The sequence below is a fragment of the Micromonospora sp. DH14 genome (assembly GCF_029809455.1).
GTDB lineage: Bacteria > Actinomycetota > Actinomycetes > Mycobacteriales > Micromonosporaceae > Micromonospora > Micromonospora parva.
Genome location: NZ_JARVKT010000011.1, coordinates 163854 through 186489, shown reverse-complemented (window position 1 = coordinate 186489; position 22636 = coordinate 163854). Strand labels below are relative to the sequence as shown.

Annotated in this window: 24 protein-coding genes; 12 read left to right on the top strand and 12 right to left on the bottom strand. The window is 72.1% G+C overall.

What is annotated here, in order from left to right; translation table 11 throughout:
• Nucleotides 1-31: 31 nt before the first annotated feature.
• The 5 genes from QCZ28_RS17125 to QCZ28_RS17105 all read right to left on the bottom strand — a co-directional run bounded on the left by QCZ28_RS17125 (nucleotide 32) and on the right by QCZ28_RS17105 (nucleotide 5133).
• Nucleotides 32-1498 (bottom strand): HAMP domain-containing sensor histidine kinase, encoded by a 1467-nt coding sequence (locus QCZ28_RS17125; RefSeq protein ID WP_279517562.1) that lies wholly within the window; start codon nucleotides 1496-1498, stop codon nucleotides 32-34.
• A complete protein-coding gene (locus tag QCZ28_RS17120) occupies nucleotides 1491-2183 on the bottom strand; it encodes a response regulator transcription factor (RefSeq protein WP_279517561.1) in 693 nt (230 codons plus the stop codon). The genes QCZ28_RS17125 and QCZ28_RS17120 overlap by 8 nt, the downstream gene beginning before the upstream one ends.
• 89 nt (nucleotides 2184-2272) lie before the next feature.
• Complete coding sequence (locus QCZ28_RS17115; protein WP_124776737.1) at nucleotides 2273-2779, bottom strand: hypothetical protein; 507 nt, start codon at nucleotides 2777-2779, stop codon at nucleotides 2273-2275.
• A gap of 111 nt (nucleotides 2780-2890) precedes the next feature.
• Nucleotides 2891-3904 carry an aminoglycoside phosphotransferase family protein gene (locus QCZ28_RS17110; RefSeq protein WP_279517560.1) on the bottom strand — a complete coding sequence of 338 codons (1014 nt, stop codon included), beginning with the start codon at nucleotides 3902-3904 and terminating at the stop codon, nucleotides 2891-2893.
• Nucleotides 3905-3960: 56 nt separating this feature from the next.
• Nucleotides 3961-5133: an acetyl-CoA C-acyltransferase gene (locus QCZ28_RS17105; RefSeq protein ID WP_030331630.1), complete on the bottom strand. Its 1173-nt coding sequence runs from the start codon at nucleotides 5131-5133 to the stop codon at nucleotides 3961-3963.
• Nucleotides 5134-5230: 97 nt separating this feature from the next.
• Here QCZ28_RS17105 and QCZ28_RS17100 point away from each other — a divergent pair, with 97 nt between their 5' ends.
• Nucleotides 5231-5659 carry a PH domain-containing protein gene (locus QCZ28_RS17100; RefSeq protein WP_279517559.1) on the top strand — a complete coding sequence of 143 codons (429 nt, stop codon included), beginning with the start codon at nucleotides 5231-5233 and terminating at the stop codon, nucleotides 5657-5659.
• Nucleotides 5660-5680: 21 nt separating this feature from the next.
• Here the strand turns inward: QCZ28_RS17100 and QCZ28_RS17095 are convergent, their stop codons facing one another.
• Nucleotides 5681-6592 carry a rhomboid family intramembrane serine protease gene (locus QCZ28_RS17095; protein ID WP_279517558.1) on the bottom strand — a complete coding sequence of 304 codons (912 nt, stop codon included), beginning with the start codon at nucleotides 6590-6592 and terminating at the stop codon, nucleotides 5681-5683.
• Nucleotides 6593-6680: 88 nt separating this feature from the next.
• Nucleotides 6681-7211, bottom strand: a complete 531-nt coding sequence (locus QCZ28_RS17090) for a peptidylprolyl isomerase (protein WP_030331635.1) — start codon at nucleotides 7209-7211, stop codon at nucleotides 6681-6683.
• Nucleotides 7212-7295: 84 nt separating this feature from the next.
• On the opposite strand from QCZ28_RS17090, the gene QCZ28_RS17085 reads away from it, so the two are divergent.
• On the top strand, nucleotides 7296-8075 hold the full coding sequence (locus tag QCZ28_RS17085; RefSeq protein WP_279517557.1) for a hypothetical protein: 780 nt from the start codon (nucleotides 7296-7298) through the stop codon (nucleotides 8073-8075).
• A 67-nt stretch (nucleotides 8076-8142) separates the two neighbouring features.
• Here the strand turns inward: QCZ28_RS17085 and corA are convergent, their stop codons facing one another.
• The 4 genes from corA to QCZ28_RS17065 all read right to left on the bottom strand — a co-directional run bounded on the left by corA (nucleotide 8143) and on the right by QCZ28_RS17065 (nucleotide 11771).
• A complete protein-coding gene (gene corA / locus QCZ28_RS17080; protein ID WP_279517556.1) occupies nucleotides 8143-9291 on the bottom strand; it encodes a magnesium/cobalt transporter CorA in 1149 nt (382 codons plus the stop codon).
• A 324-nt stretch (nucleotides 9292-9615) separates the two neighbouring features.
• Entirely contained in the window at nucleotides 9616-10710 is a 1095-nt protein-coding gene (locus tag QCZ28_RS17075) for a PLP-dependent aminotransferase family protein (RefSeq protein ID WP_279517555.1), read from the bottom strand.
• Nucleotides 10711-10816: 106 nt separating this feature from the next.
• Complete coding sequence (locus QCZ28_RS17070; RefSeq protein ID WP_210865575.1) at nucleotides 10817-11275, bottom strand: ester cyclase; 459 nt, start codon at nucleotides 11273-11275, stop codon at nucleotides 10817-10819.
• Nucleotides 11276-11378: 103 nt separating this feature from the next.
• Complete coding sequence (locus QCZ28_RS17065; protein WP_030331644.1) at nucleotides 11379-11771, bottom strand: CBS domain-containing protein; 393 nt, start codon at nucleotides 11769-11771, stop codon at nucleotides 11379-11381.
• Nucleotides 11772-11880: 109 nt separating this feature from the next.
• Here QCZ28_RS17065 and QCZ28_RS17060 point away from each other — a divergent pair, with 109 nt between their 5' ends.
• From QCZ28_RS17060 to QCZ28_RS17040, 5 genes are all read left to right on the top strand, one after another.
• On the top strand, nucleotides 11881-12333 hold the full coding sequence (locus tag QCZ28_RS17060) for an NUDIX domain-containing protein (protein ID WP_279517554.1): 453 nt from the start codon (nucleotides 11881-11883) through the stop codon (nucleotides 12331-12333).
• Entirely contained in the window at nucleotides 12330-13097 is a 768-nt protein-coding gene (locus QCZ28_RS17055; RefSeq protein ID WP_279517553.1) for a hypothetical protein, read from the top strand. The genes QCZ28_RS17060 and QCZ28_RS17055 overlap by 4 nt, the downstream gene beginning before the upstream one ends.
• A gap of 77 nt (nucleotides 13098-13174) precedes the next feature.
• Entirely contained in the window at nucleotides 13175-13906 is a 732-nt protein-coding gene (locus tag QCZ28_RS17050; RefSeq protein WP_279517552.1) for a phosphocholine cytidylyltransferase family protein, read from the top strand.
• Nucleotides 13894-14961, top strand: a complete 1068-nt coding sequence (locus QCZ28_RS17045) for an iron-containing alcohol dehydrogenase family protein (protein WP_279517551.1) — start codon at nucleotides 13894-13896, stop codon at nucleotides 14959-14961. Before QCZ28_RS17050 ends, QCZ28_RS17045 begins: the two co-directional genes overlap by 13 nt.
• Complete coding sequence (locus QCZ28_RS17040; protein WP_279517550.1) at nucleotides 14936-15658, top strand: CDP-alcohol phosphatidyltransferase family protein; 723 nt, start codon at nucleotides 14936-14938, stop codon at nucleotides 15656-15658. The genes QCZ28_RS17045 and QCZ28_RS17040 overlap by 26 nt, the downstream gene beginning before the upstream one ends.
• 163 nt (nucleotides 15659-15821) lie before the next feature.
• Here the strand turns inward: QCZ28_RS17040 and QCZ28_RS17035 are convergent, their stop codons facing one another.
• The gene (locus QCZ28_RS17035; protein ID WP_279517549.1) at nucleotides 15822-17129 is read right to left on the bottom strand and encodes a glycosyltransferase family 4 protein; all 1308 of its coding nucleotides are present in this window, start codon (nucleotides 17127-17129) and stop codon (nucleotides 15822-15824) included.
• Between the two features lie 24 nt (nucleotides 17130-17153).
• On the opposite strand from QCZ28_RS17035, the gene QCZ28_RS17030 reads away from it, so the two are divergent.
• The 5 genes from QCZ28_RS17030 to QCZ28_RS17010 all read left to right on the top strand — a co-directional run bounded on the left by QCZ28_RS17030 (nucleotide 17154) and on the right by QCZ28_RS17010 (nucleotide 22628).
• Nucleotides 17154-18014 carry a DNA-formamidopyrimidine glycosylase family protein gene (locus QCZ28_RS17030; RefSeq protein WP_030331658.1) on the top strand — a complete coding sequence of 287 codons (861 nt, stop codon included), beginning with the start codon at nucleotides 17154-17156 and terminating at the stop codon, nucleotides 18012-18014.
• A gap of 263 nt (nucleotides 18015-18277) precedes the next feature.
• Complete coding sequence (locus QCZ28_RS17025) at nucleotides 18278-19849, top strand: sugar transferase (protein WP_279517602.1); 1572 nt, start codon at nucleotides 18278-18280, stop codon at nucleotides 19847-19849.
• Between the two features lie 39 nt (nucleotides 19850-19888).
• On the top strand, nucleotides 19889-21115 hold the full coding sequence (locus QCZ28_RS17020) for a histidine kinase (RefSeq protein ID WP_279517548.1): 1227 nt from the start codon (nucleotides 19889-19891) through the stop codon (nucleotides 21113-21115).
• A 23-nt stretch (nucleotides 21116-21138) separates the two neighbouring features.
• Nucleotides 21139-21900: a LytTR family DNA-binding domain-containing protein gene (locus QCZ28_RS17015; protein WP_030331664.1), complete on the top strand. Its 762-nt coding sequence runs from the start codon at nucleotides 21139-21141 to the stop codon at nucleotides 21898-21900.
• A 65-nt stretch (nucleotides 21901-21965) separates the two neighbouring features.
• Nucleotides 21966-22628, top strand: a complete 663-nt coding sequence (locus tag QCZ28_RS17010; protein ID WP_279517547.1) for a DUF5701 family protein — start codon at nucleotides 21966-21968, stop codon at nucleotides 22626-22628.
• Nucleotides 22629-22636: the final 8 nt, after the last annotated feature.

The following is a 22636-nucleotide window of genomic DNA, read 5'->3' as shown; positions in this document are numbered from 1 at the left end:
CTCAGCCTTCCCGGAAACGACGAGCGGAGCGTCAGGTCGATGTTCGGGTCAGGTAAGGATCACCGGGCAGCCGGACCGTGAAGGCGGCACCGCCCTCCGGCGCGTGACCCGCGGTGATCTCCCCGCCCAACCGACGGACCAGTCCGGCGGCCAGCGCCAAGCCCAGGCCGCTGCCCACCTTGCGCACCCCCCGGTACCGCTCGTGCAGCGCGCCGCGTTCGAACGCCACCGCCAGGTCGTCGTCGGTGAAGCCGGGCCCGCCGTCGCGGACCTCGAACACGCCGCCGTGCGCCGGGTCCGCGCCGGCCGGCCGGACCGCGAGCACCACCGGCGACCCCGGGGGTACGACCCGCAGCGCGTTCTCCAGCAACCCGTCCAGCACCTGCCGAATCCTCCCCGGATCGGTGTACCCGGGCACCGGCCGACCTGGCGTCTCCACCCGGAACGGCACGCCCACCGCCGCGCACCGAGCGGCCCAGGTCGGTTCCGCGTCCACTGCCAGCTGGGTCAGGTCCACCGGCACCGGTTCAAGGGGGAAGTCGGCGGCCTCCAGCCGGGCCAGCGCCAGCAGATCACCGATCAACCGGTCCAGGTGTTGCGCCTCGGCCAGCACCGTCCGGCCGGTGTCCACCGTGTCGTCGGCACCGAGCACCCCGTCGGCGAGCGCCTCCGCGTACCCCCGGATCGCGGTCAGCGGGGTGCGCAGCTCGTGCGAGACGGAGAGCAGGAACTCCCGCTGCCGGCCCTCACTGGTGGCCAGCGCGGCAGCCAGCCCGTTCAACGCCTCGGCCAGGTCGGCGACCTCGTCCGGTGGCTCGACCGGCACCCGGACGGCGCGGTCACCCGCGCGCAGCCGGGCGGCGGCGGTGGCCGCGACGCGGATCGGCCGGGCCAGCCGGCGGGCCAGCAGCAGCCCGGCCACCACACCGGCGGTCAACCCGGCCAGCAGCGGCAACCAGAGGCTGAGCAGCACGCGCGCCCACAGCCCGGTGGCCAACGGACGGGAGAGCACCACCCCGTTGCCGCCGGCCAGCGCCCGACCCTCGACCACTGCCCACTCACCGTTGACCGAGCGGCGAGCCGACACGTTGCGGCCCTGCCCGATCCGCTGCACCACCCGGGGAGGCAGGCCCGGCCGGTCGACGGCACCGCGCCGGATCAGGTACGCGTCGATGCCCTGGTCGCGCAGTTGCTGGATGAGCCGTTCCTCGTCGGCGCTGCGACCCCGGTCCAGGCGGGTCCGCAGCACCTCGGCGGCGAGCCGGGCCTGGGCGGCGAGCGCCTCCTGCTCGCCCCGCTGCACGCCACGGATCGCCAACGGCACCGCCACGATCGCGGTGACCAGCACCGACACCAGCGCCACCGCACAGGTGACGAGCACCGCGCGGGCGGTCAGCGTACGGCCGAACCGCCCTCGTCGCGGTGCAGCGGGTGAGGTGGCGCCGACCACCGGCAGGGCCATGGTCGGCGACTCGACGTGCCCGGGGTGATCACGCATCGACCGCGTACCCCACCCCGCGATGGGTCCGGATCACGCTGGCCGGCCCGAGCTTCGCGCGTACCTGGGCGACGTGCACGTCCACCGTCCGGGTGCCGGCGTGCGCCGCGTACCCCCAGACCCCGGCCAGCAACTCCTCCCTGGTGAAGACCCGGCCGGGCCGGGCCATCAGGTGGGCGAGCAGGTCGAACTCGGTGGAGGTGAGCTGCACCGGGGCGCCGGCGGCGGTGACCGTACGGCGGGCCGGGTCGAGCGTCACCGGGCCGACGACACGTGCCCGGTCCGCGGCCTCCGGACCGCCGGCGGTTCGGCGCAGCACGGCGCGCACCCGGGCGACCAGCTCCCGTGGGCTGAACGGCTTGGTGACGTAATCGTCGGCGCCCAACTCCAGGCCGATGATCCGATCCACCTCGTCGTCCCGGGCGGTGAGGAAGATGACCGGAGTCCAGTCGCCGGCCTCGCGCAGCCGGCGGCAGACCTCGGTGCCGGGGAGGCCCGGCAGCGCGATGTCCAGCACGCAGGCCACCGGACGCAACCGGCGGGCCGCGCTCAGACCGGCCTCGCCGTCACGTTCCAGGTGGACGCCGAACCCGTCCCGGGTGAGGTAGAGCCGGACCAGGTCGGCGATGGCCGGCTCGTCCTCCACGACGAGGACGAGCCCGCGATGCGGCGTTTCGGCGGTCACCGGCCCATGATTGCCGACCCGGTGGGCCGGGTGCGATCGGTGCGTGTTCGAGTTCGGTAAAGGCGGTGCGACGCCCGACGGGGCTCAGCTCACCAGGACGGGGCGAACATCCCGGGCCGTGCGACGGCCGGCGTGTCACCGATGCTGGCGACGACCCGCGCGCCGGTGGGCCGCAGGCGGGTCCGGAACGCCTGGTTGAGCAACGCGTCGAGCTGCCAGACCTGCTTCGGGTGGCTGGTCCGGATCAGGAACCGCTCACGGATCCCGTCGATCGCGGTGGCCGCCATCTCGACCGACTGCAACCGCGGGTCCGGGCTCCAGGTGACGTTGCTCAGCTCGCGGAGCTCGGTGTTGAGGTGCAGGCGCAGTCGGTGCAGGAGGCGGGTCTGCTGGGTCACCACCAGTCGGCGGTGCGTGAGCAGTAACAGGTAGTCGCCGGTGACCGGGCGGTCGGGGCGGCTGCAACGGGTGACCAGGATGGTGGCGTCACCGGAGCCGACGCAGCGCCGGAAGACCGGCATGTGCCGGCTCACCGTCTGCACGGCCAGGCCAGCCTCGGCGGCGGCCGGAAGGAACGTTCGGGAGAAGACGTCCATGACCTGCCCAACGACGCCCCCAGCGGGGTGACGTGGGTCACGGAGCTTTTTTGGAAGTTCCACGCCGCCAGTCGCACTGCCTGTCCGATTTTCGACTCGGACGGGTAGTGGTCAGACGGTGGGCTGAAGTGGACTGGCGGCGAACAGCTCCTCCAGCCAGCCCGGGACCGCGGCAGCGTACTCGGCGCGGGACTCCGCCGTCGTGTCCAGCGCGCGACGCCAGGACAGCGACCGGCTCACCGGCCCCAGGGCGATCGCGAGGTCGGCGGCCTCCACCAGCGTCCGCCGGTCGTACCGGTCGGTCCACGCCTCCAGGTAGGCGTCTCGCAACCGAACCAGTTGGGCGTCGGCGGCGGCGAGCTTCCTGGCGTCCGCGACGGCACGCAGGGTCACCAGCAACGTGCCGAACGGGTGCGCCACCGAGGCGTCACCCCAGTCGAAGTAGCGGTAGCCGTCCCGACCCGCGAAGACGTTGCCGTCGTGCAGGTCGTCGTGCTGCACGGTGGCCGGGATGCCGATGTCGGCGAGTCGCCGGCACCGCTGCGCGTACGACGGCACCTCGGCCCGCAACCGCTCGTGCATCTCCGGGCCGAGCCCACCCTCGGCGCCGATCAGCAGCGCCTCGCGATCGTCGAGCAGCTCGACGAAGAGGTCGGCCATCACCTCCGGCCGCTGGTCCGGCACGCCCCGGGCGACCAGCTCGTCGGCGTGCGGGGCGCTCGCCAGTTGCAGCGCCGCGTACCCGGGCAGCGCCCGCTCCCAGTGCGCCAGATCGCTGTCGCGCGCCAGCACGTCACGCAACGACTCGCCGCCGTCGGGCAGCAGCGACCAGCCCTGCTCCGGGTCCACAGCGATCGGCGTCAGCACCCGGTCGGGCGTCACCTCGGCGAGCGCCGTGATCAGGACCGCCTCGTGCACGGTGCCGAGGTTGTTGGCCTTGAACCAGACCGGGCCGTCGTCGGTGGGCACCCGCCAGACCAGCGACCAGGGCCGCTCCCGGGGCTCCACCAGCCCGGTCACCCGGCGACCGGCCCGGCTCAGGTGCGCGTCGACCCAGGAGCGGGCCCGCATCTGCCACCGTTCGTCGGACCAGTCGGGGGCGCGCTCACCGGGGATCGTCGTCACACCGGGCACCCTAGGTGGCCCTTCCCGGCCGGGGCCACGTCTTTTCCGACAGCGCCTCAGACCAGCTCGACGATGGTGGCGTTGGCCATGCCACCGCCCTCGCACATGGTCTGCAGGCCGTAGCGGATCCCGTTGTCGCGCATGTGCTGGAGCATGGTGGTCATGATCCGGGCACCGGAGCCGCCGAGCGGGTGGCCGAGGGCGATCGCCCCGCCGCGCGGGTTGAGCCGCTCCGGGTCGGCCTCGGTCTCCGCCAGCCAGGCCAGCGGCACCGGCGCGAACGCCTCGTTCACCTCGTACACCCCGATTTCCTCGATGCCCAGCCCCGCGCGGCGCAGCGCCTTCGCGGTGGCCGGGATGGGCGCGGTGAGCATGGTGACCGGGTCGTCGGCGGCGACCACGGCGGTGTGGATCCGGGCCAGTGGGCGCAGGCCGTGCCGGCTGGCCCAGTCGGAGGTGGTCACCGCGAGGGCCGCGGCGCCGTCGGAGATCTGGGACGCGGAACCGGCGGTCACCACACCGTCGGCGCGAAACGGGGTGGCCAGCTCGCCCAGCTTCTCCAGGGAGGTCTCCCGGCGGATGCCCTCGTCGGCGGCGAACTTGCCGCCGTCGGCGAGCGGCACCGCCGCCAGCTCCGGGTCGAACGCGCCGGCGTCCTGCGCGGCGGCCGCCTTCTCGTGGCTGGCCAGCGCGAACTCGTCGAGCTGGGTACGCGAGAGGCGCCACCGCTGGGCGATCAGCTCGGCCCCGACGCCCTGGTTGAACGGCAGCGGCGCGTCGTCGGCGAAGCCCTCGACGCCCCGGTAGCGGGCGCGCAACTGGTCACTGAACGGCATGCCGCCGGCCACGCTGGAGCCCATCGGCACCCGGGTCATCGACTCGACCCCGCCGGCGACCACCAGGTCGGCCTGGCCGGAGAGCACCGTCGCGGCGGCGAAGTGCAGGGCCTGCTGGCTGGAGCCGCACTGCCGGTCCAGTGTGGTGCCGGGCACCGACTCGGGCCAGCCGGCGGCGAGCACGGCGTTGCGGGCGATGTTCCACGACTGCTCGCCGACCTGGGACACGCAGCCCCAGAAGACGTCGTCGACCTGGGCCGGGTCGAGCCCGGTGCGCTCGGCGAGGGCGCGCAGCACGTGCGCCGAGAGGTCGACGGGGTGGACGCTGGCGAGGCTGCCCTTGCGCCGCCCGACCGGGGTACGAACCGCGCCGACGATGACCGCGTCACTCATGTTTACTCCCCGGTAACTTGGCTGCCCCGATCCTACGTCGTCAATCGGCGGGTCGTCCGCCCAGGCGGTACCCGACCACCGCTGGCATGCTGGGCGGGTGGATGAGACCTCCCCGGTACGACAGTGGCGAGTGCCGTCGACCCTCCCGGCGGCGAAGCTGGCCGGTGCCGTCCTGCTCGTCGCGCTCGGGCTGCTCTTCGCCGACGGTGACCCGGTCCGCCTGACGGTGGCCGCCCTGGCCGCCGCGGCGCTGGCCGGCTGGGCGGTACGGGACCTGGTCGCGCCGGTCCGGTTGGCGGTCGACCCGGCGGGGCTCACCGTCATCCACGGCTTCGCCGGCCGGCGGCTGCTGCCCTGGTCGGCGGTCGAGGCCATCGCCGTCGACCGACGGCCCCGGCTGGGGCTGACCAGCGAGACCCTGGAGATCGATGCGGGCAACTCGCTGCACCTGTTCGGCCGCTACGACCTGGGGGCCACCCCGGAAGAGGTGGCCGCCACGCTGCGGGCCGCCCGCCCCGCGAGCTGAGCCGAGGGCCGGCCCGCCCGGTCAGCTGAGCAGCTGGGCGGTCCGGAAGAGCACCAGCGCGAGCAGCACCGCCAGGATGATCGCCCCACCGGCGACCTGCACCAGCGTCCGCCGACCACGCGGCGCGTACGCGAGCACCAGCGCCATCAACCCGCCGACCGCCAACCCGCCCAGGTGCCCGGGGATCGAGATGCCCGGCACGGTCAGCGTGAACACCAGGTTGATCACCAGGATCGGGATCACCTGGGAGATGTCCCGACCCAGCTTGCGTTCGATGATGATCAGCGCGGCGAAGAGGCCGAAGACCGCCGTCGACGCGCCGGCCGTGGCCGAGTTCTGCGCGCTGAACAGGTAGGCGGCGACGTTACCGCCCAAGCCCGCGATCAGGTACAACGCGCCGAAGCGCAGCGGCCCGAGGTTGGCCTCCAACGACCGGCCGAGCACCCACAGCGCCCACATGTTCAGCAGCAGGTGGATTACGCCGTAGTGCAGGAACATCGCGGTGACCAGCCGGTACCACTCGCCGTCGGCGATGCCACCGAGCGTGCCGTCCGGGAAGAACGCCAGCCCGAGCACCGAACCCCAGTTGGTCAGCGGGGTGCTGCCACCCATGAGGCCGCCGAAGCCGGAACCGCCCACCGCCGCGTCCCCACCCCGGTCCGAGGCGATGGAGAGCAGCATGAGCAGCACGTTCAGGGCGATGAGGCCCTTGGTGACATAGCCGTGCCGGCCGGCCGTACCGCCGCCGAAGGCGGTACGCGCCGGCCGGACACTGCGACGTCCCTCGTTGACGCACTCCGGGCACTGGTGCCCGACCGAGGCCTCCCGCATGCAGTCCGGGCAGATCGGCCGGTCGCAGCGGGTGCAGCGGACGTAGGTCTCCCGACCGGGGTGCCGGTAGCAGACCGGGGTGGTCGGTGGCGACTCGCTCACCGGGCCGACCCTCCGCCCGCCGCCGCAAGGTCCACCGGCCATGCTCCGGAGCGCTCAATCATGCGAGCAAAGGTACCTCGCCGGTCGCTCAGGAAGCAGACCGCTCGATCTCGACCCGCTCGATGACGACGTCCTGGAGCGGACGGTCGCTCGGACCGGTCGGGGTGTTCGCGATCGAGTCCACGACCTTCACCGACTCCTCGTCGGCGACCTGGCCGAAGATGGTGTGCCGGTTGTTGAGGTGCGGCGTCGGGGACACGGTGATGAAGAACTGCGAACCGTTGGTGCCCGGTCCGGCGTTCGCCATCGCCAGCAGGTAGGGACGGTCGAACCGCAGCTCCGGGTGGAACTCGTCGGCGAACTTGTAGCCCGGCCCGCCCCGACCGGTGCCGGTCGGGTCGCCCATCTGGACCATGAAACCGCTGATCACCCGGTGCGAGATGGTGCCGTCGTAGTACGGACCGTTGCCCGGCTGACCGGTGCGCGGGTCGGTGTACTCACGGTTGCCCTCGGCCAGGTCGACGAAGTTGCGGACGGTCTTCGGCGCGTGGTTGGGGAAGAGCTCCAGCCGGATCGGGCCAGCGTTGGTGTGCAGGGTGGCGTAGACAGCCTCGGCCACGGGTACTCCTCACTCGTTGGTCAGTTCCATGCGGATCCTCCCATGTGCCCGATCTGGCATCGCGGAGGCATCCGAAGGTGGAGGATGACGAAGGAACAACTCCCAGGAGGTAGGACCGTGTTTGGATTCGGGCGGCGGCAGTCCCAGGCGCAGTTGGCGAAGGCCGAGCTGAACCAGAGCATCAGCCACCTGATGCAGGCAGCCAACCACGCCGCGAAGGGCGCCGGCGCGACCGTCGGCCCGCGGGTCCAGGTGGCCCGGGGCTACGTCGGGCCGACCGCGGTGAAGGTACGCGACCGCGCGGCGACCGGCTGGGGCACGACTCTCACCACGCTGGCACCGCTGGCGGCGGCAGCTCGTGACGGCGCCGCTCAGGCAGGGCCGCTGACCAGGAAGGCCAAGTCGAAGACCATGCGGATCACCGGTAAGAAGAAGCAGCCGCGTCGTCGCGGCTCGATGATGACCGGCCTGTTGGCGGCGGGTGCCATCGCCGGCCTGGCCGGCGCGGTCGCGTTGCGCCGCCGCCGGGAGCAGCAGGAGTGGGCCGAGTACGACCCGACCCGCAGCACCCTGGAGCCGATGCGCGACGAGGTCGACTCGATCGAGGTCCGTACGCCGTCCGCCACCAAGGGGTCGGACGGTTCCGCCATCTCCGGCGCGGCGGGGATGACCGGCGCGGGCAGCTCGGCGGTGGCCGGCGGTTCCAGCGCCAGCACCACCGCCCCGGCCAAGCAGACCGGTGTCCGCCCGACGGACAAGGTCCCGTCGGTCGCCGAGGGCGCCACTGACGTCTCCGGCCGGCCGACCGACGACCTCACCAAGGCGCTGGGCAAGGACACTGCCCGCACCAACGGCCGCCGCTGAGGTCAGCGACAGCGCGTGAAGCGCCGACGAGTGGGTCCCCCCGCTCGTCGGCGCTTCCGCGTCGCGGTCAGAGCCAGCCGTTGCGGCGGAACCAGCGGTAGAGGGCCAGCGAGACGCCGAGCATGAGGGCGAGGACGACGGGATAGCCGTACGTCATCTTCAGCTCGGGCATGTTGTCGAAGTTCATCCCGTAGATGCCGGCGATGGCGGTCCACACCGCGGCGATGCCTGCCCAGGCGGCGATCTTGCGCATGTCGTTGTTCTGGTCGACGGTGACCTGGGCCAGCCGCGCCTGGAGGATCGAGTTCAGCAGGTCGTCGTAGGAGTTCACCTGCTCCACGGTGCGGCTGAGGTGGTCCTGCACGTCCCGGAAGTACTTGCGGATCTCCTTGGGCACGTCTCGGTTGACCTGCGAGGTCAGCGTCATCAGCGGCCGTTGCAACGGCACCACCGCCCGCTTGAACTCCACCAGCTCCCGCTTCATCTGGTAGATCCGCTGGATCCGCCCGTGACCGTGCCGGTCGAAGACCTCCGCCTCCAGCATGTCCAGGTCGTCCTCGATCTGGTCGGCCACCTCCAGGTAGAGGTCGACCACCCGGTCGGTCACCCCGTACGCCACCGCCCACGGGCCGTGCAGCAGCAACTCCTGCTTGGTCTCCAGGTCGGCGCGGATCGGGGCGAGTCGGCAGGCGTCCCCGTGCCGGACGCTGATCACGAAGTTCGGGCCGATGAAGAGCATCACCTGCCCGGTCTCCACCACCTCGGAGTTCTCGGTCAGCTCGGTGTGCTCGCAGTACCGGGCGGTACGCAGCACCAGGAAGACGACGTCGCCGAACCGCTCCAGCTTGGGGCGCTGCTCGGCCTTGACCGCGTCCTCGACCGCCAGCTCGTGCAGGCCGTACGTCTCCGCGATGGCGGTCATCTCCGCCAGCTCCGGCTGGTGCAGACCGATCCAGACGAAGCCGTGCTCCTCGCGGCGGGCCGCGGCCAGCGCGTCCGCGTACGTCCAGTCGCCGGGCTGCCGTTTGCCGTCGACGTAGAGCGCGCAGTCGACCACCGCGCTGCGGCCGGGGCCGGTCGGTGCCGGGACGGGCGGCGAGCCGTCGGCGTTGAGGATGCGGGTCATCGCCCGCACCGGGGAGGGCCACGCCCGAGGTCGCAGCACCCGACCGGTGGTCGACGGTGCCGTCCGGTCCCGCTCTGTCCGATCCGTCATCGCGTCACCTCCCGCGCTCAGCTGCGGCTTGCAGGCTACGCCGACCGGCGTCGAGGACCGGTGTGACGGCGGTCGCTTGGGGGCGGCGCCGGGCGGGCCGGGCCGCATCGGGGGGTGTGCGGGGGACGACACGGCCCGCCCGGCACCTGTGGGGGCGGGAGGTTGTGCTGCCGCGTCCACCCGGGCGGGGCCGGCCCGGGGGCCGGGCGGTGATGTCCGCAGCTGACGGGGTGACGCTCGCAGCATTGTGGGCCAGCCGGCCGCCCGGAGGGGAGACTCGGGACGGCCGGCATCGTCGTTCTGTCGGGAACCCGACAGATAATCTCAGTCCCGGACGGCCTCGACGGCCGCCGCGAGCCGCTGGACGCCCTCGTCGATCCGGTCGGCGGTCACCGCCGAGAAGGCCAGCCGGAGCGCGTGCCGCCCGCCGTCCACCATGAAGTCGCTGCCCTTGACCACGGCGACGCCGCGCTCGGCCGCCGCCGGGGCGAGCCGGTCGACAAGCACGTCCTGCGGGAACTCCACCCACAGGAAGTAGCCACCGTCGGGCTCCACGAACTGCGCCTGCGGCAGGTGCCGGCGCAACGACTCGGCGAGCACCTGGGCCCGCTCGCCGAGCGCCGCCCGGACCGTCTCGATCGAGCGGTCGATGTCACCAGAGACGCAGAACTGGTGCACGATCGCCTGCGACACCATCCCGGGGGAGATGTAGAGGCTCGTCGCGTTCTTCGCGATGGCGGCGATCAGGTCGGCCGGGCCGACCAGGTAACCCACCCGCACACCCGGGCAGACCGTCTTGGTGAAGCTCGACGCGTGCACCACCACATTGCGGGTGTCCAGCGAGAGCATCGACGGCAACGCCTCACCACGGAAGCGGATGTCCGCGTACGGGTCGTCCTCGAAGATCGTGAACTCGTACTCGGCGGCCAGGTCGAGCAGCTCCCGGCGCTTCTCCAGCGACAGCGTCATGCCGGCCGGGTTCTGGTAGTTCGGGATGACGTGCGCGAGCCGGGGCCGGACCCCGGACTCCAGCAGCTTGCGCAGCTCGGCAGTGTCCAGACCATCCGGCTGGACCGAGATGCCGTGCAGCTCGCTGCCCATCCGCTGGAGGTTGAGCAGCGTCCGGTCGTACGTCGGGCGCTCCACCACCACCGCGTCGCCGGGGCGGACCAGGTGGTCGAAGAGGAACGCGTCGGCCTGGAGAGACCCATTGGTGACCAGCACCTGGTCGGCCTCGACCCCGTGCTTCTCGGCGATCCACTTCCGCAGCGGGAGATACCCGACGGAGGTGCCGTACGCCGTCACCCCCGCGGGGTCGGCGTCGAAGGCGCGGACGGCGGCGGCCTTGAGCCCCTCGACATCGACGATGTCCAGCGAGGGAGCCCCACGGGCAAAGGAGATCAACTGCTCGGCGGTCATGGATGTTGAGCGTACGGGCGGCGACGGGGAACGCGCGGTCGGCACGGCGATGTCCGCATCCTGAGCCACCGGGTCGGGTGACCCCGCCGGACCGGTCGGCGGCAGATCAGACCGGAAGGGCGAGCGCGTCGTGCTGCGCGGCCCGGGAAAGTCCCCCCAGCTGCACGCCGAGCGCGTCGAGAAGCTGACTCCAGTCGAAGTAGGAACGCCAGGCGGTGATCCGGCCCTTGCGGGCCCGGACCACGTCGGCCACCTCCCAGCTCACCACCCGGCCGGTGGGCGCGACGGTGCCGTACGGGGAGTGCAGGGTGCCGGTGTGGGTGCCGGTCAGCCGCAGCTCGACCGCCGCGCCCCCACCGGTGCGGACCGAACCCATCGGGTCGACCCGCAGATCTCCGAAGGCGCCGGTCCAGGTGCGCAGCAGCGCGGGCAGCTCGATCGGGCGGACCGTCACGCCCGGCATGGCGTAGAACGCCTCCGGTGCGTAGAGATCCGGCAACCGGGCCACGTCCCGACGCAGGAGCATCGCGTACTGCTGCTCGACCAGCCGTTCCGCGTCGCGCATCGGGACCTCCCCCGCGGGCCACGGCATCTCCGCGCCCGCAAGGGGATGTCTACCCATCGATCCGGCGCGGCACACCACCCCCGGTCAGGTCGTGCCACCCCGGTCAGGTCGTGGCGACCGCCTGGTTCTCCGACCAGACCCGCATGATGTCCCGCACCGAGATCACGCCGGCGACCTCCCGGCCGTCCAGCACCACCAGGTGCCGGAACCCGCCCCGGGCCATCGCGGCGGCGGCCTCGGCCACTGTCCACTCCGGCCCCGCGTAGACAACGTCCCAGGTCAGATGGGCACCGGTGCGTTCCACGTCGCAGTCGAGGCCGGCGCCGATGGCCTTCAACACGTCGCGTTCGGTCATGATCCCCACGCCCTCGGAATCCGGGTCGATCACGACCGCCGACCCGACACCACGGGCCGACATCATCCGGGCCGCCTGGCGGAGCGTGTGCTCCGGACCGACGACGAGGACCTGGCTGGACATCGCATCCCGTACCTGCATCACGCATCACTCCTTTGGGACGGTGGCATTCGGTACAGACATGGTGGTCGGTGGATGTTTCCGGGACAAGAGCGGCATCGCACAAGCTGCGGACGCTGGCTACTGTCGGATGGTGTCCACCGAGCCCCTGCGCTGCGCCGGCGCGCTGATCGTCGACCATGACGGCCGCATCTTCTTCCAGCGCCGCTCACCACACCGACGCCTGTTCCCCAACTGCTGGGACATCGTCGGCGGCCACCTGGAGCCGGGCGAGGACATCGGCGAGGCGCTCCGCCGGGAGATCACCGAGGAGACCGGTTGGGTCCTCTCGCACGTGCTGGGCCAGGTGGGCGAGTACAGCTACGTCGGCGACGACGGCCTGGCCCGGACCGAACACGACTTTCTGGTCCGCGTCGACGGTGACCTCGACCGCCCGAGGCTGGAAGCCGGTAAGCACACCGAGTACCGCTGGCTGGCCGAGCACGAGCTGACAGTGCTCGACGAGCACCGCGACGTCAACGACGGGCTGATCCGGCGGATCGCGGAGGAGGGCTTCGCCGTCCTCCGGTCGATCGGTCTGTGAACACCGTCGCGCTGGCGCCCCACCGGATCGCCGGGCTGCTCGCACCGGCGGTGGACCGGACCTTCCGCGCCGGCATGCTGGCCGGCCGGGACGGTGGTGGCGCCGAGTTGTCCCAGCGCTACGGCGGGGTCACGGCGACCGGCTTCCTGGTCGACCTGCGCACCCGACTGGCCGCACCCGGTGGCACCGTCGACGGGCCCGGGTTCGCGGCGATCACCCGCTACCACGACCCGGTCGTCTGCCGGCGAGCCGTGGACAAGCAGGTGGCCCACGGGATGATCTACCGCAGCCCGGACGGCACCCTCTCCGCCACCGAACGCGGCGCCGCCTTCCTCACCGAGCTCTATCAGGTGCACGCCGAGGTCACCGAGGAGCTGTGGGCCGGTCACGACGACCGGGTGGCCCGACTGGTAGCCGTGCTCGGCCGACTGCTGTCGTACGCCCTGGTGCTGGCCGACGAGGAAGAGGACCGGGGCGGGTCGGCCTTCGCCGCGCTGGCGCCCCCGTACGAACCGGACGGCACCCCGTCCGGCGTGCTGCTGCTCAACCGGCTCGGCGCGCTGCGACACCACCGGGCCGACGCGCACGCCGCCGCCTGGGCCGCCGCCGGGCACACCGCGTCGAGCATCGCCGCCCTGCCGCCCGGCCCCGAACGGCTCGCCATCGAACTGGAGACCGACCGGCGGGCCGCCGGCCCGTACGCCACGCTCGGCGCGGAGGAGCGGCTGACCATGCTCGCCGACCTGGCGGCGTTGCCCGGCTGACCGGTTGGCCGGAGCGGCGCACCCGGCCGGGGCTATCCTCCAGCGGTGACCGGAGCAGGACGAGGGAGGATGTCGCGATGATCGGAATGGTGCTCGCGGCCGGCGCGGGACGACGGCTGCGCCCGTACACCGACACCCTGCCCAAGGCGTTGGTGCCGGTGGACGGCGAGACGACGATCCTGGACATCGCGCTGGGCAACCTCGCCGAGGTCGGGCTCACCGACATCGTGATCGTCGTCGGCTACGCGGCGGACGCGGTCCGCGACCGGCAGGCCGACCTGGAGAAGAAGTACGGGGTCACGCTCACCCTGGTGCACAACGACAAGGCCGAGGAGTGGAACAACGCCTACTCGCTCTGGCTGGCCCGGGAGTACTTCGCGCGCGGGGTGCTGCTGGTCAACGGGGACACCGTGCACCCGGTGAGCGTGGAGAAGACCCTGCTCGCCGAGCGTGGTCCGGGCATCCTGCTCGCCGTGGACACCCTCAAGGCGCTGGCCGAGGAGGAGATGAAGACCACCTTCGACGCCGCCGGCCAGCTCACCCGGATCACCAAGATCATGGACCCGGGCGAGGCGTACGGGGAGTACATCGGCGCGACGCTGATCGAGCCGCAGGTCGCCGACGCCCTCGCCGACGCGTTGGAGGCGACCTGGCGACGGGACCCGAACCTCTACTACGAGGACGGCTACCAGGAGTTCTCCGACCGGGGCGGGGAGGTGCGGGCGGCGCCGATCGGTGACGTCCCGTGGGTCGAGGTCGACAACCACGCCGACCTGGCCCGCGCGCGGGAGATCGCGTGCCGCTACTAGCTCGTAGCGTCCTCACCCCGCTACACATCGACGTGCGGCGCGGGGCGGTCGCCGATCTGGGCGCGATCCTGGCCGACGGGCGGATCTCCTCCGGGGGCGACGTCGCGGTGGTGGTCGGCCCGGGTCAGGGTGCCCAGATCGCTGAGCTGATCCGACCGTCGCTGCGCTCGGCGGACGTCTTCACCGTCTCTGGCGGGACGTTGGACGCCGCCGACGACCTGGGCGGGAAACTCCGCGCCCGGTCGTACGACGCGGTGGTGGGCATCGGCGGCGGCAAGACCATCGACGTGGCCAAGTACGCGGCCACCCGACGCGGGCTGCCGATGGTGTCGGTGGCGACCAGCCTCGCCAACGACGGGATCGCCTCCCCGGTGGCCAGCCTGATCACCGACGGGATCAAGGGCTCCTACGGCGTGCACATCCCGATCGGGGTGATCGTCGACCTGGACTTCGTGGACAGCGGTCCGGACCGGCACAACCGCGCCGGCATCGGTGACGTGGTCAGCAACATCAGCGCGCTGGCCGACTGGGAGCTGTCCCGCCAGGTACGCGGCGAGCCGGTCGACGGGCTGGCGGCCTCGCTCTCGCGGGCGGGCGCCGAGGCGGTGCTCAACCATCCGGGCGACATGACGGACGACGCGTTCGTCACAGTGCTGGCCGAGGCGCTGATCTCCAGCGGCCTGGCGATGGCTGTCGACGGCACCAGCCGCCCGTGCAGCGGCGGCTGCCACGAGATCATGCACGCGGTCGACTCGCTCTTCCCCGGCACCGCCTCACACGGTGAGCTGGCCGGCCTGGGCGCGCTGTTCTGCACCTGGCTGCGCGGCGACCTCCGCCGCTTCGGCGAGATGTCGGCCTGCCTGGCCCGACACGGCCTGCCCCGGCTCCCCGCCGAGGTCGCGCTCACCGACGACCAGTTCATCGAGGCGGTCCAGTTCGCGCCACGTACCCGCCCGGACCGGTACACCATCCTCGAACACCTGGCACTGTCGCCTACCGAGACCCGGGAACGGCTGGCAGACTACGCCGGTGCAATCCGCGACCAGCTTGGCTGACCCCCGTCCCACCATCGCCGACTTCCACCGGGTCAACCGGGGTGGCGGCCTGTTCAGCGAGTCGATCAGCCAGTGGCTGGGGGCCGTCTTCGCGCTGGTGGCCCAGCGGCTCGGGCTGCGACCGACAGCGTTGACCATCACCAACCTGGTGCTCGGGCTGGCCACCTCCGTCACCGTGGTGGCGCTCGCCGGCCCGGTCGCCGCCGGGGACGTACCGGCCTGGCTGATTGGTCTGCTCGCCCTGATCGGCTGGCAGGTGGCGTACTCACTGGACTGCGCGGACGGGCAGCTCGCCCGGGTGACCGGCCAGGGCAGCGCGGCCGGCGCCCGGGTCGACGTGCTCTGCGACGTGGCCGCGCAGATCGCGCTGGTCGCCGCGCTGGCCGCCACCGCTGTGGCACAGGAGTCGTCCACCCCGACCTGGCTGGTGGCGACGTTCGCGGGCACCTGGATGGTCAACCTGGTGACGTCGGTGATGCAATCCGGCCCGAACGCCGCCAGCATGGTCACCTCGACCTCACTGCCGGTCCGTCTGGTGAAGCTGGTCCGCGACTACGGCGCGGTGATCTTCGTGGCCGCCCTGGTGCTGGCTGTGGCACCCGCTCTGGTCCTCTGGGTGATGGTCGCGTTCACCATCGTCAACGGCGGCTTCCTGCTCGCGAGCATCGCCTTCTCCGCCCGCGCCTCCCTGCGCTGACCGCCCCGCCCGCCGGGCCCGCCCCGCCCGCCGGGCATCCGCCCCGACCCCGCTCCAAGATCCACACAACTTCCCTGGTGTTGCTGCCTCCAGCCGCCGGCACACCGCAACAACCCTGAAGTTGCTGCCTCAAGCCGGCGGCGGGGCGGCGAGCGGCGCGGGTTCAGACGTGGTGGGGGGTACGGGACAGGCCCGCGTAGATGTCGATGAGCCGCTTGGTGACGACGTCGGGGTGGAAGGTGCGCTCGTAGCGGGCGCGGGCGGGCGAGGCCAGTCCGGGCGCACCGGCGCGGGCGACCGGCAGGGCGGCTGCGAGCGCGGCTGGCTCCGGCGCGACCACCCAACCGGCCTCGCCCTGAGCGATACCGGCCGGCATCGCCGACCGCCCGCCCCCGGGGGCGATCGGCGAGGCGACCTCGGACGCGACAGGTGAGGCGACCGTTGAGGCGACGGCGGCCGGGCCGGTGCCGGCGGGCTCGTGCGGGGCGTCGGCCCCGACCAGGTACGGAATGCCGCCCAACGCCGTACCGAGCACCGGCCGGCCGCTCGCCAACGCCTCGATGATCACGGTGGGTAGCACGTCGTGCCACATCGCGGCGGCGATCACCACAGCGCTCGCCTCGACCGCGGCCTGCACGCCGGCCCGGTCGAGCTGACCGAGGTACACCACGTCGGGCCGCTCGGCGGCGGCTGCCTCCACCAGGTGGCGCAACTCGCCGTCGCCGGCCACCCGCAGCGTGCCCAGCGAGCCCACCGGGTGCCGACGCCAGGCGTCCAGCAGCAGGTCGACGCCCTTCTCCGGGGAGAGCCGGGCCATGAAGAGGAACCCGTCACCGAGCGGCGCCGGCCGACCCGGATCGGGTACGGAGTTCGGCTTCACCACGATGCGCTCGTCCGGGATGCCGTAGTCGCGCAGGTGGTCGGCGATCGCCGAGGTGAGCGCGATGTACCGGTCCACCGAGCGCCAGGTGCCCCGGTGCACGGCCAGGGTGGTCGCCATCAGCGCGCTCTGCGCCGCCGAGTCGCGGTAGCAGCGGTGCTTGATCGCCGGCACCCCCAACGCCCGACCCTTGCAGTCCTGGCAGATCACCCCGTCGCGGAAGTAGATCCCCGAGGAGCAGACCTGCCGGTAGTTGTGCACCGTCTGCACCACCGGCACGCCGTGTCGGTGCGCGGTCCGCACCACCCAGGGCGAGAGCAGGGGGTACGGGTTGTGCAGGTGCAGAACGTCCGGCCGGTGCTCGATGAGCAGGCGGCTCAGGTCGTGCTGGGCGCGCGGAGCCCAGATCGGCGAGATCGGCAGCAGCGCCTTCGCCGCCTTCGACATCGACGGGATCTCGTCCGAACTACGGATGAAGGGCAGCACCTCGACGCCAGCGGCGGTGAGCTGAGCGATCTCCGAGTCGACGATCGTGTTCTCACCGGAGGGCTGGGCTTCCCGGTACCGGTTGTGCGCCACCACGATTCTCACGGGAAAGAAGGCTACCGTTGGGTCGTGCCCGAGCTACCGGAGGTTGAGGCGCTCGCGGGTTACCTGCGACAGCGCGCGGTGGGGCGGCGTGTCGATCGGCTGGAGATCGCCGCGATCAGTGCCCTGAAGACGTACGAGCCGGCGCCGACCGAGGTCGCCGGCCGGGCGGTGGTCGATGCCAGTCGGCACGGAAAGTTCCTCGATGTCCTCTTCGAGGGTGGCCTGCACCTGGTGGTGCATCTGGCGCGGGCGGGCTGGCTGCACTACCGGGAGGCGTTCCCCGCCACCACACCACTACGCCCGGGCAAGGGCCCGATCGCGGTGCGGGTACGCCTCGACGACGGTTCCGGCTTCGACCTCACCGAGGCGGGCACCCAGAAGAAGCTGGCGGCGTACCTGGTCACCGACCTCGCGGCGGTCCCCGGGGTGGCCAAGCTGGGCCCGGACGCGCTCGCCGCGGACCTGCCCACCTTCACCGAGCGGTTGCGGAGCCGGCGGGGGCAGGTCAAGGGGGTGCTGACCGACCAGTCGGTGCTGTCCGGCGTGGGCAACGCGTACTCCGACGAGATCCTGCACGCGGCGAAGCTGTCGCCGTTCGCGATCACCGATCGGCTCACCGACGCCCAGCTCGCCACGTTGCACGCCGCCACCCGGCAGGTCCTCGGTGACGCGGTCGAGCGGTCCCTCGGTCAGCGGGCCGCCGAACTCAAGGGCGAGAAGCGTTCGGGTCTGAAGGTGCACGCGCGGACCGGTCTGCCCTGCCCGGTGTGCGGGGACACCGTGCGCGAGGTGTCGTTCGCCGACTCCAGCCTCCAGTACTGCCCGACCTGCCAGACCGGCGGGAAGCCGCTCGCTGACCGTCGGTTGTCCCGCCTCGTACGGTGAGTAATTACACTCGGTGATCACGGAGTGGATTCGCCCTCACTGTGCCGAAGCTCCGGTCCGCCGGTCCCGCCGCTCGGGTATCCATCGGTATAGTGGCCCGGTCCCCGGCTTCTGAAATGGTGTGGAGCCGGCCAGATCCCACCGTAACCATCGGTCGCCAATCTCCTTCGGGGCGGCAACCGGTCGGGCTCGCGTGGGAGACTGGGACGGTGGGCGACCCGGGCCTTCACGCCGAGTGAGCGGCCCGTGTCATGCGGGAGGACATGGGTGAGGTGACGGCAAGCCTCCAGCGCCCGGTATCCAACGAAGGCCGGAGCAGACTCGTGCGGCACGTCGACAGCTTCGAGATCCAGCCGCCGACGCCGACTACGCACAACGGTGTACCCCGGTCGGCGTGGGCCAGGGCGCGACGTCGTGTCTCCCGTTGGCACCGCCCCTACACGGCGATCCTGGTCCTGCTCGACTTCGGCGCGGCCGCGTTCGCCAGCTGGATCGCCATCCAGCTCTTCGACCAGGCCGCCTCCGGGTTCTCCGGCACCAAGCAGGACCCGACCTGGTTCCACACCATCTCCTACCTTCTGCTCCCGCTCGGCTGGGTCGTCATCCTCTGGGGCAACCGGGCGTACGACCGGCGCTATCTGGGGCTCGGGCCCGACGAGTACAAGCGGGTCATCCGGGCGTCGGTGACGGTGGCCGCGAGCGTCTCCTTCCTCGCCTTCGCCACAGTGACCCAGCTCTCCCGGTTCACCGTGGGCACCGCGCTGGTCGGTGCGGCGCTGCTGATCCTCTGGGGCCGGTTCGTGGCCCGCTGGGCCCTGCACTACATCCGCCGGCAGGCCGGCCAGGCCGCGCACCGGATGGTGCTGGTCGGCACCCTGCCGGAGTGCCTGGAGGTCTACGCGGCGGTCACCCGCAGCCCGTCCGCCGGGCTGATGCCCGTCGCCATCCACATCACCAACGGGTACGCGGCGGCCCGGGGGATGCCGACCCCGGTGCCGGTCTACTCCGGCCGGGACGTGCTGGCCCTGGTCCGTGAGGTCGGCGGAGACACCATCGCCGTCTGCGGGTCGGCCAGCGCCGAGCCGGGCGAGCTGCGGCGGCTGGCCTGGCAGCTGGAGGGTTCCGGTGTCGACCTGGTGGTCGCCCCGCAGCTCACCGACATCGCCGGCCCCCGGGTGCACATCCGGCCGATCGAGGGTCTGCCGCTGCTGCACGTCGAGGAGCCGACCCTTTCCGGGCCGGCACTGCTGGCCAAGAACCTGCTGGACCGGGTCGCCGCAGGCCTCGGTCTGCTGCTGCTGATCCCGCTCTTCGTGGCCATCGGCGTGGCGATCCGGATCTCCGACCCCGGGCCGGTCTTCTTCCGGCAGCCCCGGGTGGGGCACGAGGGGCGCACGTTCCGGGTGTGGAAGTTCCGGACCATGTACGTCAACGCCGAGGAGCGGCTGGCCAGCCTGGTCGACCGGAACGACACCGACGGCATGCTGTTCAAGATGAAGGAGGACCCGCGGGTCTTCCCGGTCGGTCGTTTCCTGCGGGCCACCTCGCTGGACGAGCTGCCCCAGCTGATCAACGTGCTCTGGGGCGAGATGTCGCTGGTCGGGCCCCGCCCGCTGCCGGCCGACGACGGCGACTTCCTGGGTGACGTGCGCCGCCGCCTGCTGGTCCGCCCCGGCATGACCGGGCTGTGGCAGGTCTCCGGCCGCTCCGATCTGTCCTGGGACGAGTCGGTCCGACTGGACCTCTACTACGTCGACAACTGGTCGCTCGCGTACGACCTGAGCATCCTGTGGCGCACGGTCGGGGTGGTGCTCGCCCGCAAGGGCGCGTACTAGAGGGTTGGCGCGCCGGCCCGCAGGGGCGAGGATCGCTGCGTGGCTGCCAACCTCTCCGCCGTGGTCGGCGTCGTCTCACTCGTCACCGCGCTGACCGCGGCCCTGTTGGCGGTGCTGCGGCTGCGGGCCCGCCGGGGCATCGCCACCGCCACCCAGCGGGCCACCTACGAGGTGCTGCACACCGCCGGGCTGGCCGCCGAGCCGCTGCGCGCGGGGTTGAGCGAGGCGGGCGCGGCGAAGGCCGTACGTCATCTGCGGGCTCTGGTGGGCGCGGCCGGTCTGGCGCTCACCGACGCCGACCGGTTGCTGGCCCTGGACGGGCGCGGCACGCACCACGGGGAGCAACTGCTCGCGGCGGCCCGGCGGACGGTGGACACCGGCCGTTCGACGGTGCTGGGTGAGCAGGATCTGCACTGCGACCGGGTGGACTGCCCGATCCGGGGGGCGGTGGTCGCACCGTTGCTGGGGGCGGACGGCCGGGTGGTGGGCGCGCTGGTGGCGGTCGCCGACAGCCCACCGCCTCCGGGGTTGGTGCAGGCCACCCTGGAGACGGCGCACTGGGCCGGCAACCAGCTCGCCCTGGCCGAGTTGGACTCGTCGCGGGAGCGGCTGGCCCGCGCCGAGATCCGGGCGTTGCGGGCCCAGATCAGCCCGCACTTCATCTACAACGCGCTGACCGCGATCGGCTCGTTCGTGCGCACCGACCCGGAGCGGGCCCGGGAGCTGATCCTGGAGTTCGCGGAGTTCACCAGGTACTCGTTCCGGGCGCACGGGGAGTTCACCACGCTGGCCGAGGAGCTGCGGTCGATCGACCGGTACCTGACCATCGAGCGGGCCCGGTTCGGCGACCGGTTGCAGGTGCGGTTGCAGATCGCCCCGGAGGTGCTGCCGGTGACGCTGCCGTTCCTCTGCCTCCAACCGTTGGTGGAGAACGCCGTCCGCCACGGGTTGTCCCGCAAGCCGGGCACGGGCATGGTGAGCATCGAGGCCCGGGACGCGGGGGCCGAATGTCACATCACGGTGGAGGACGACGGAGTGGGAATGGATCCGACCACGCTGACCGCCGGCATCGCCGAGCTGGCCCACGGCATCGGCGACCCGGGTGACGACACGGGCCAGCACGTCGGCCTCTCCAACGTCGACGAGCGGTTGCGCTCGGTCTTCGGTGACCGGTTCGGTCTGGTCGTGGAGACCGGGCTGGGTTCGGGTACGAAGGTGAGCATGCGGGTGCCGAAGTTCCACCCCGGCGTGCGGGCCGGCTCGTGAGCGAGCGAGCCGGGACGGGCGTGGTGAACGCGTCCGGTTTCCTGCGCGTCCTCGCCGTCGACGACGAACCGCCCGCGCTCGACGAGTTGGCGTACCACCTGCGGGCCGATCCCCGGGTGGCCCGGCTGCACACGGCCTCCGACGCCACCGAGGCGTTGCGGTTGTTGCGCGACGCCGACGTGGACGTGGTCTTCCTGGACATCCGGATGCCCGGCCTGGACGGCATGGAGCTGGCCCGGGTGCTGCGCCGCTTCGCCCGCCCACCGGCGATCGTGTTCGTCACCGCGTACGACGACGGCGCGGTGGACGCCTTCGATCTGGGCGCCACCGACTACGTGCGGAAACCGGTTCGCGCCGATCGGCTGGCCGAGTCGTTGCGCCGGGTGATCGGCTCGCGGGTGGTGCCGTCGCATCCGGCGGCGTTGGCCCGCGCGGAGGAGGACCCGACCATCCCCATCGAGTTGGCCGGCACCACCCGGATGCTGCCCCGCTCGGCGGTGCGGTGGGTGGAGGCGCAGGGCGACTACGCCCGGTTGCACACCGCGGAGGGGTCGCACCTGGTGCGGGTCTCGCTGGCCACGCTCGCGGAGCGCTGGGCCGATGCCGGTTTTGTCCGGGTGCACCGGTCGTACCTGGTGCAGTTGAAGTTGATCGCGGAGTTGCGACTGGTCAACTCCGGCTACGTGGTGGTGATCGACTCCACCGAGCTGCCGGTGAGCCGGCGGCACACCAGGGAGTTGAAGGACAAGCTGGTCAGGGCCGCGAAACAGGACTGGAGTCGCTGAGCCGGGAATGAGAAGCGGTTTGCCGTACGTTGTACGATAGACCGTACGACTTCCGGGAGGCCTGCGTGACCGAGACCCCGTTCAACGCCGAATCCGAGTTCGACAACCAACTCGACCGACTGGTGCAGCTCGGCTATCCCGCCCTCGCCGGGCTGACTGAGAACGCCTTCCGCGACCTGGTCGCGCCACTGCGGGCCACTGCGGTCGAGGGCACCGCCGGGCTGCCCGCCCCCACCGACGCCCGGGTGCCGTTCCTGCTGGTCATCACCCGGGACCTGATCGGGGTGCCGGAACGGGTGGCGCTGACCACACTGGCCGGCAAGCGCAAGCCCGGCGTCGTCGACCGGCACTACGCCGAGGACGACCTGCCCCGCTTCGACCCGATCAAGGAGTTGGAGGTGCCCGCCGGGCCGGCGTACCTGCTCTTCGACGTCGACCGGGGCGAGGAGTACCGCAACCTGGCCCCGGCCACCGCCCTGGAGGGGATCACCGCGCAGGGCCGGCTGCCGCTCAGCATCGACGAAGGGCTCGCCTTCATCACGCTGCACCCGGCCGCGTTGGCGAGCAACAGGTGCTTCTCGCTGATCGGCTCCCGCTGCGGCGACAGGCGGGTGCCGGCGCTCTGGATCAGCCAGGGCGCGCCCAAGCTGGGCTGGTGCTGGCACGGCAACCCGCACACCTGGCTCGGCTCCGCCTCGGCCCGGCCGGAGCGCATCGGCCTGGGCTGACAGTCGAC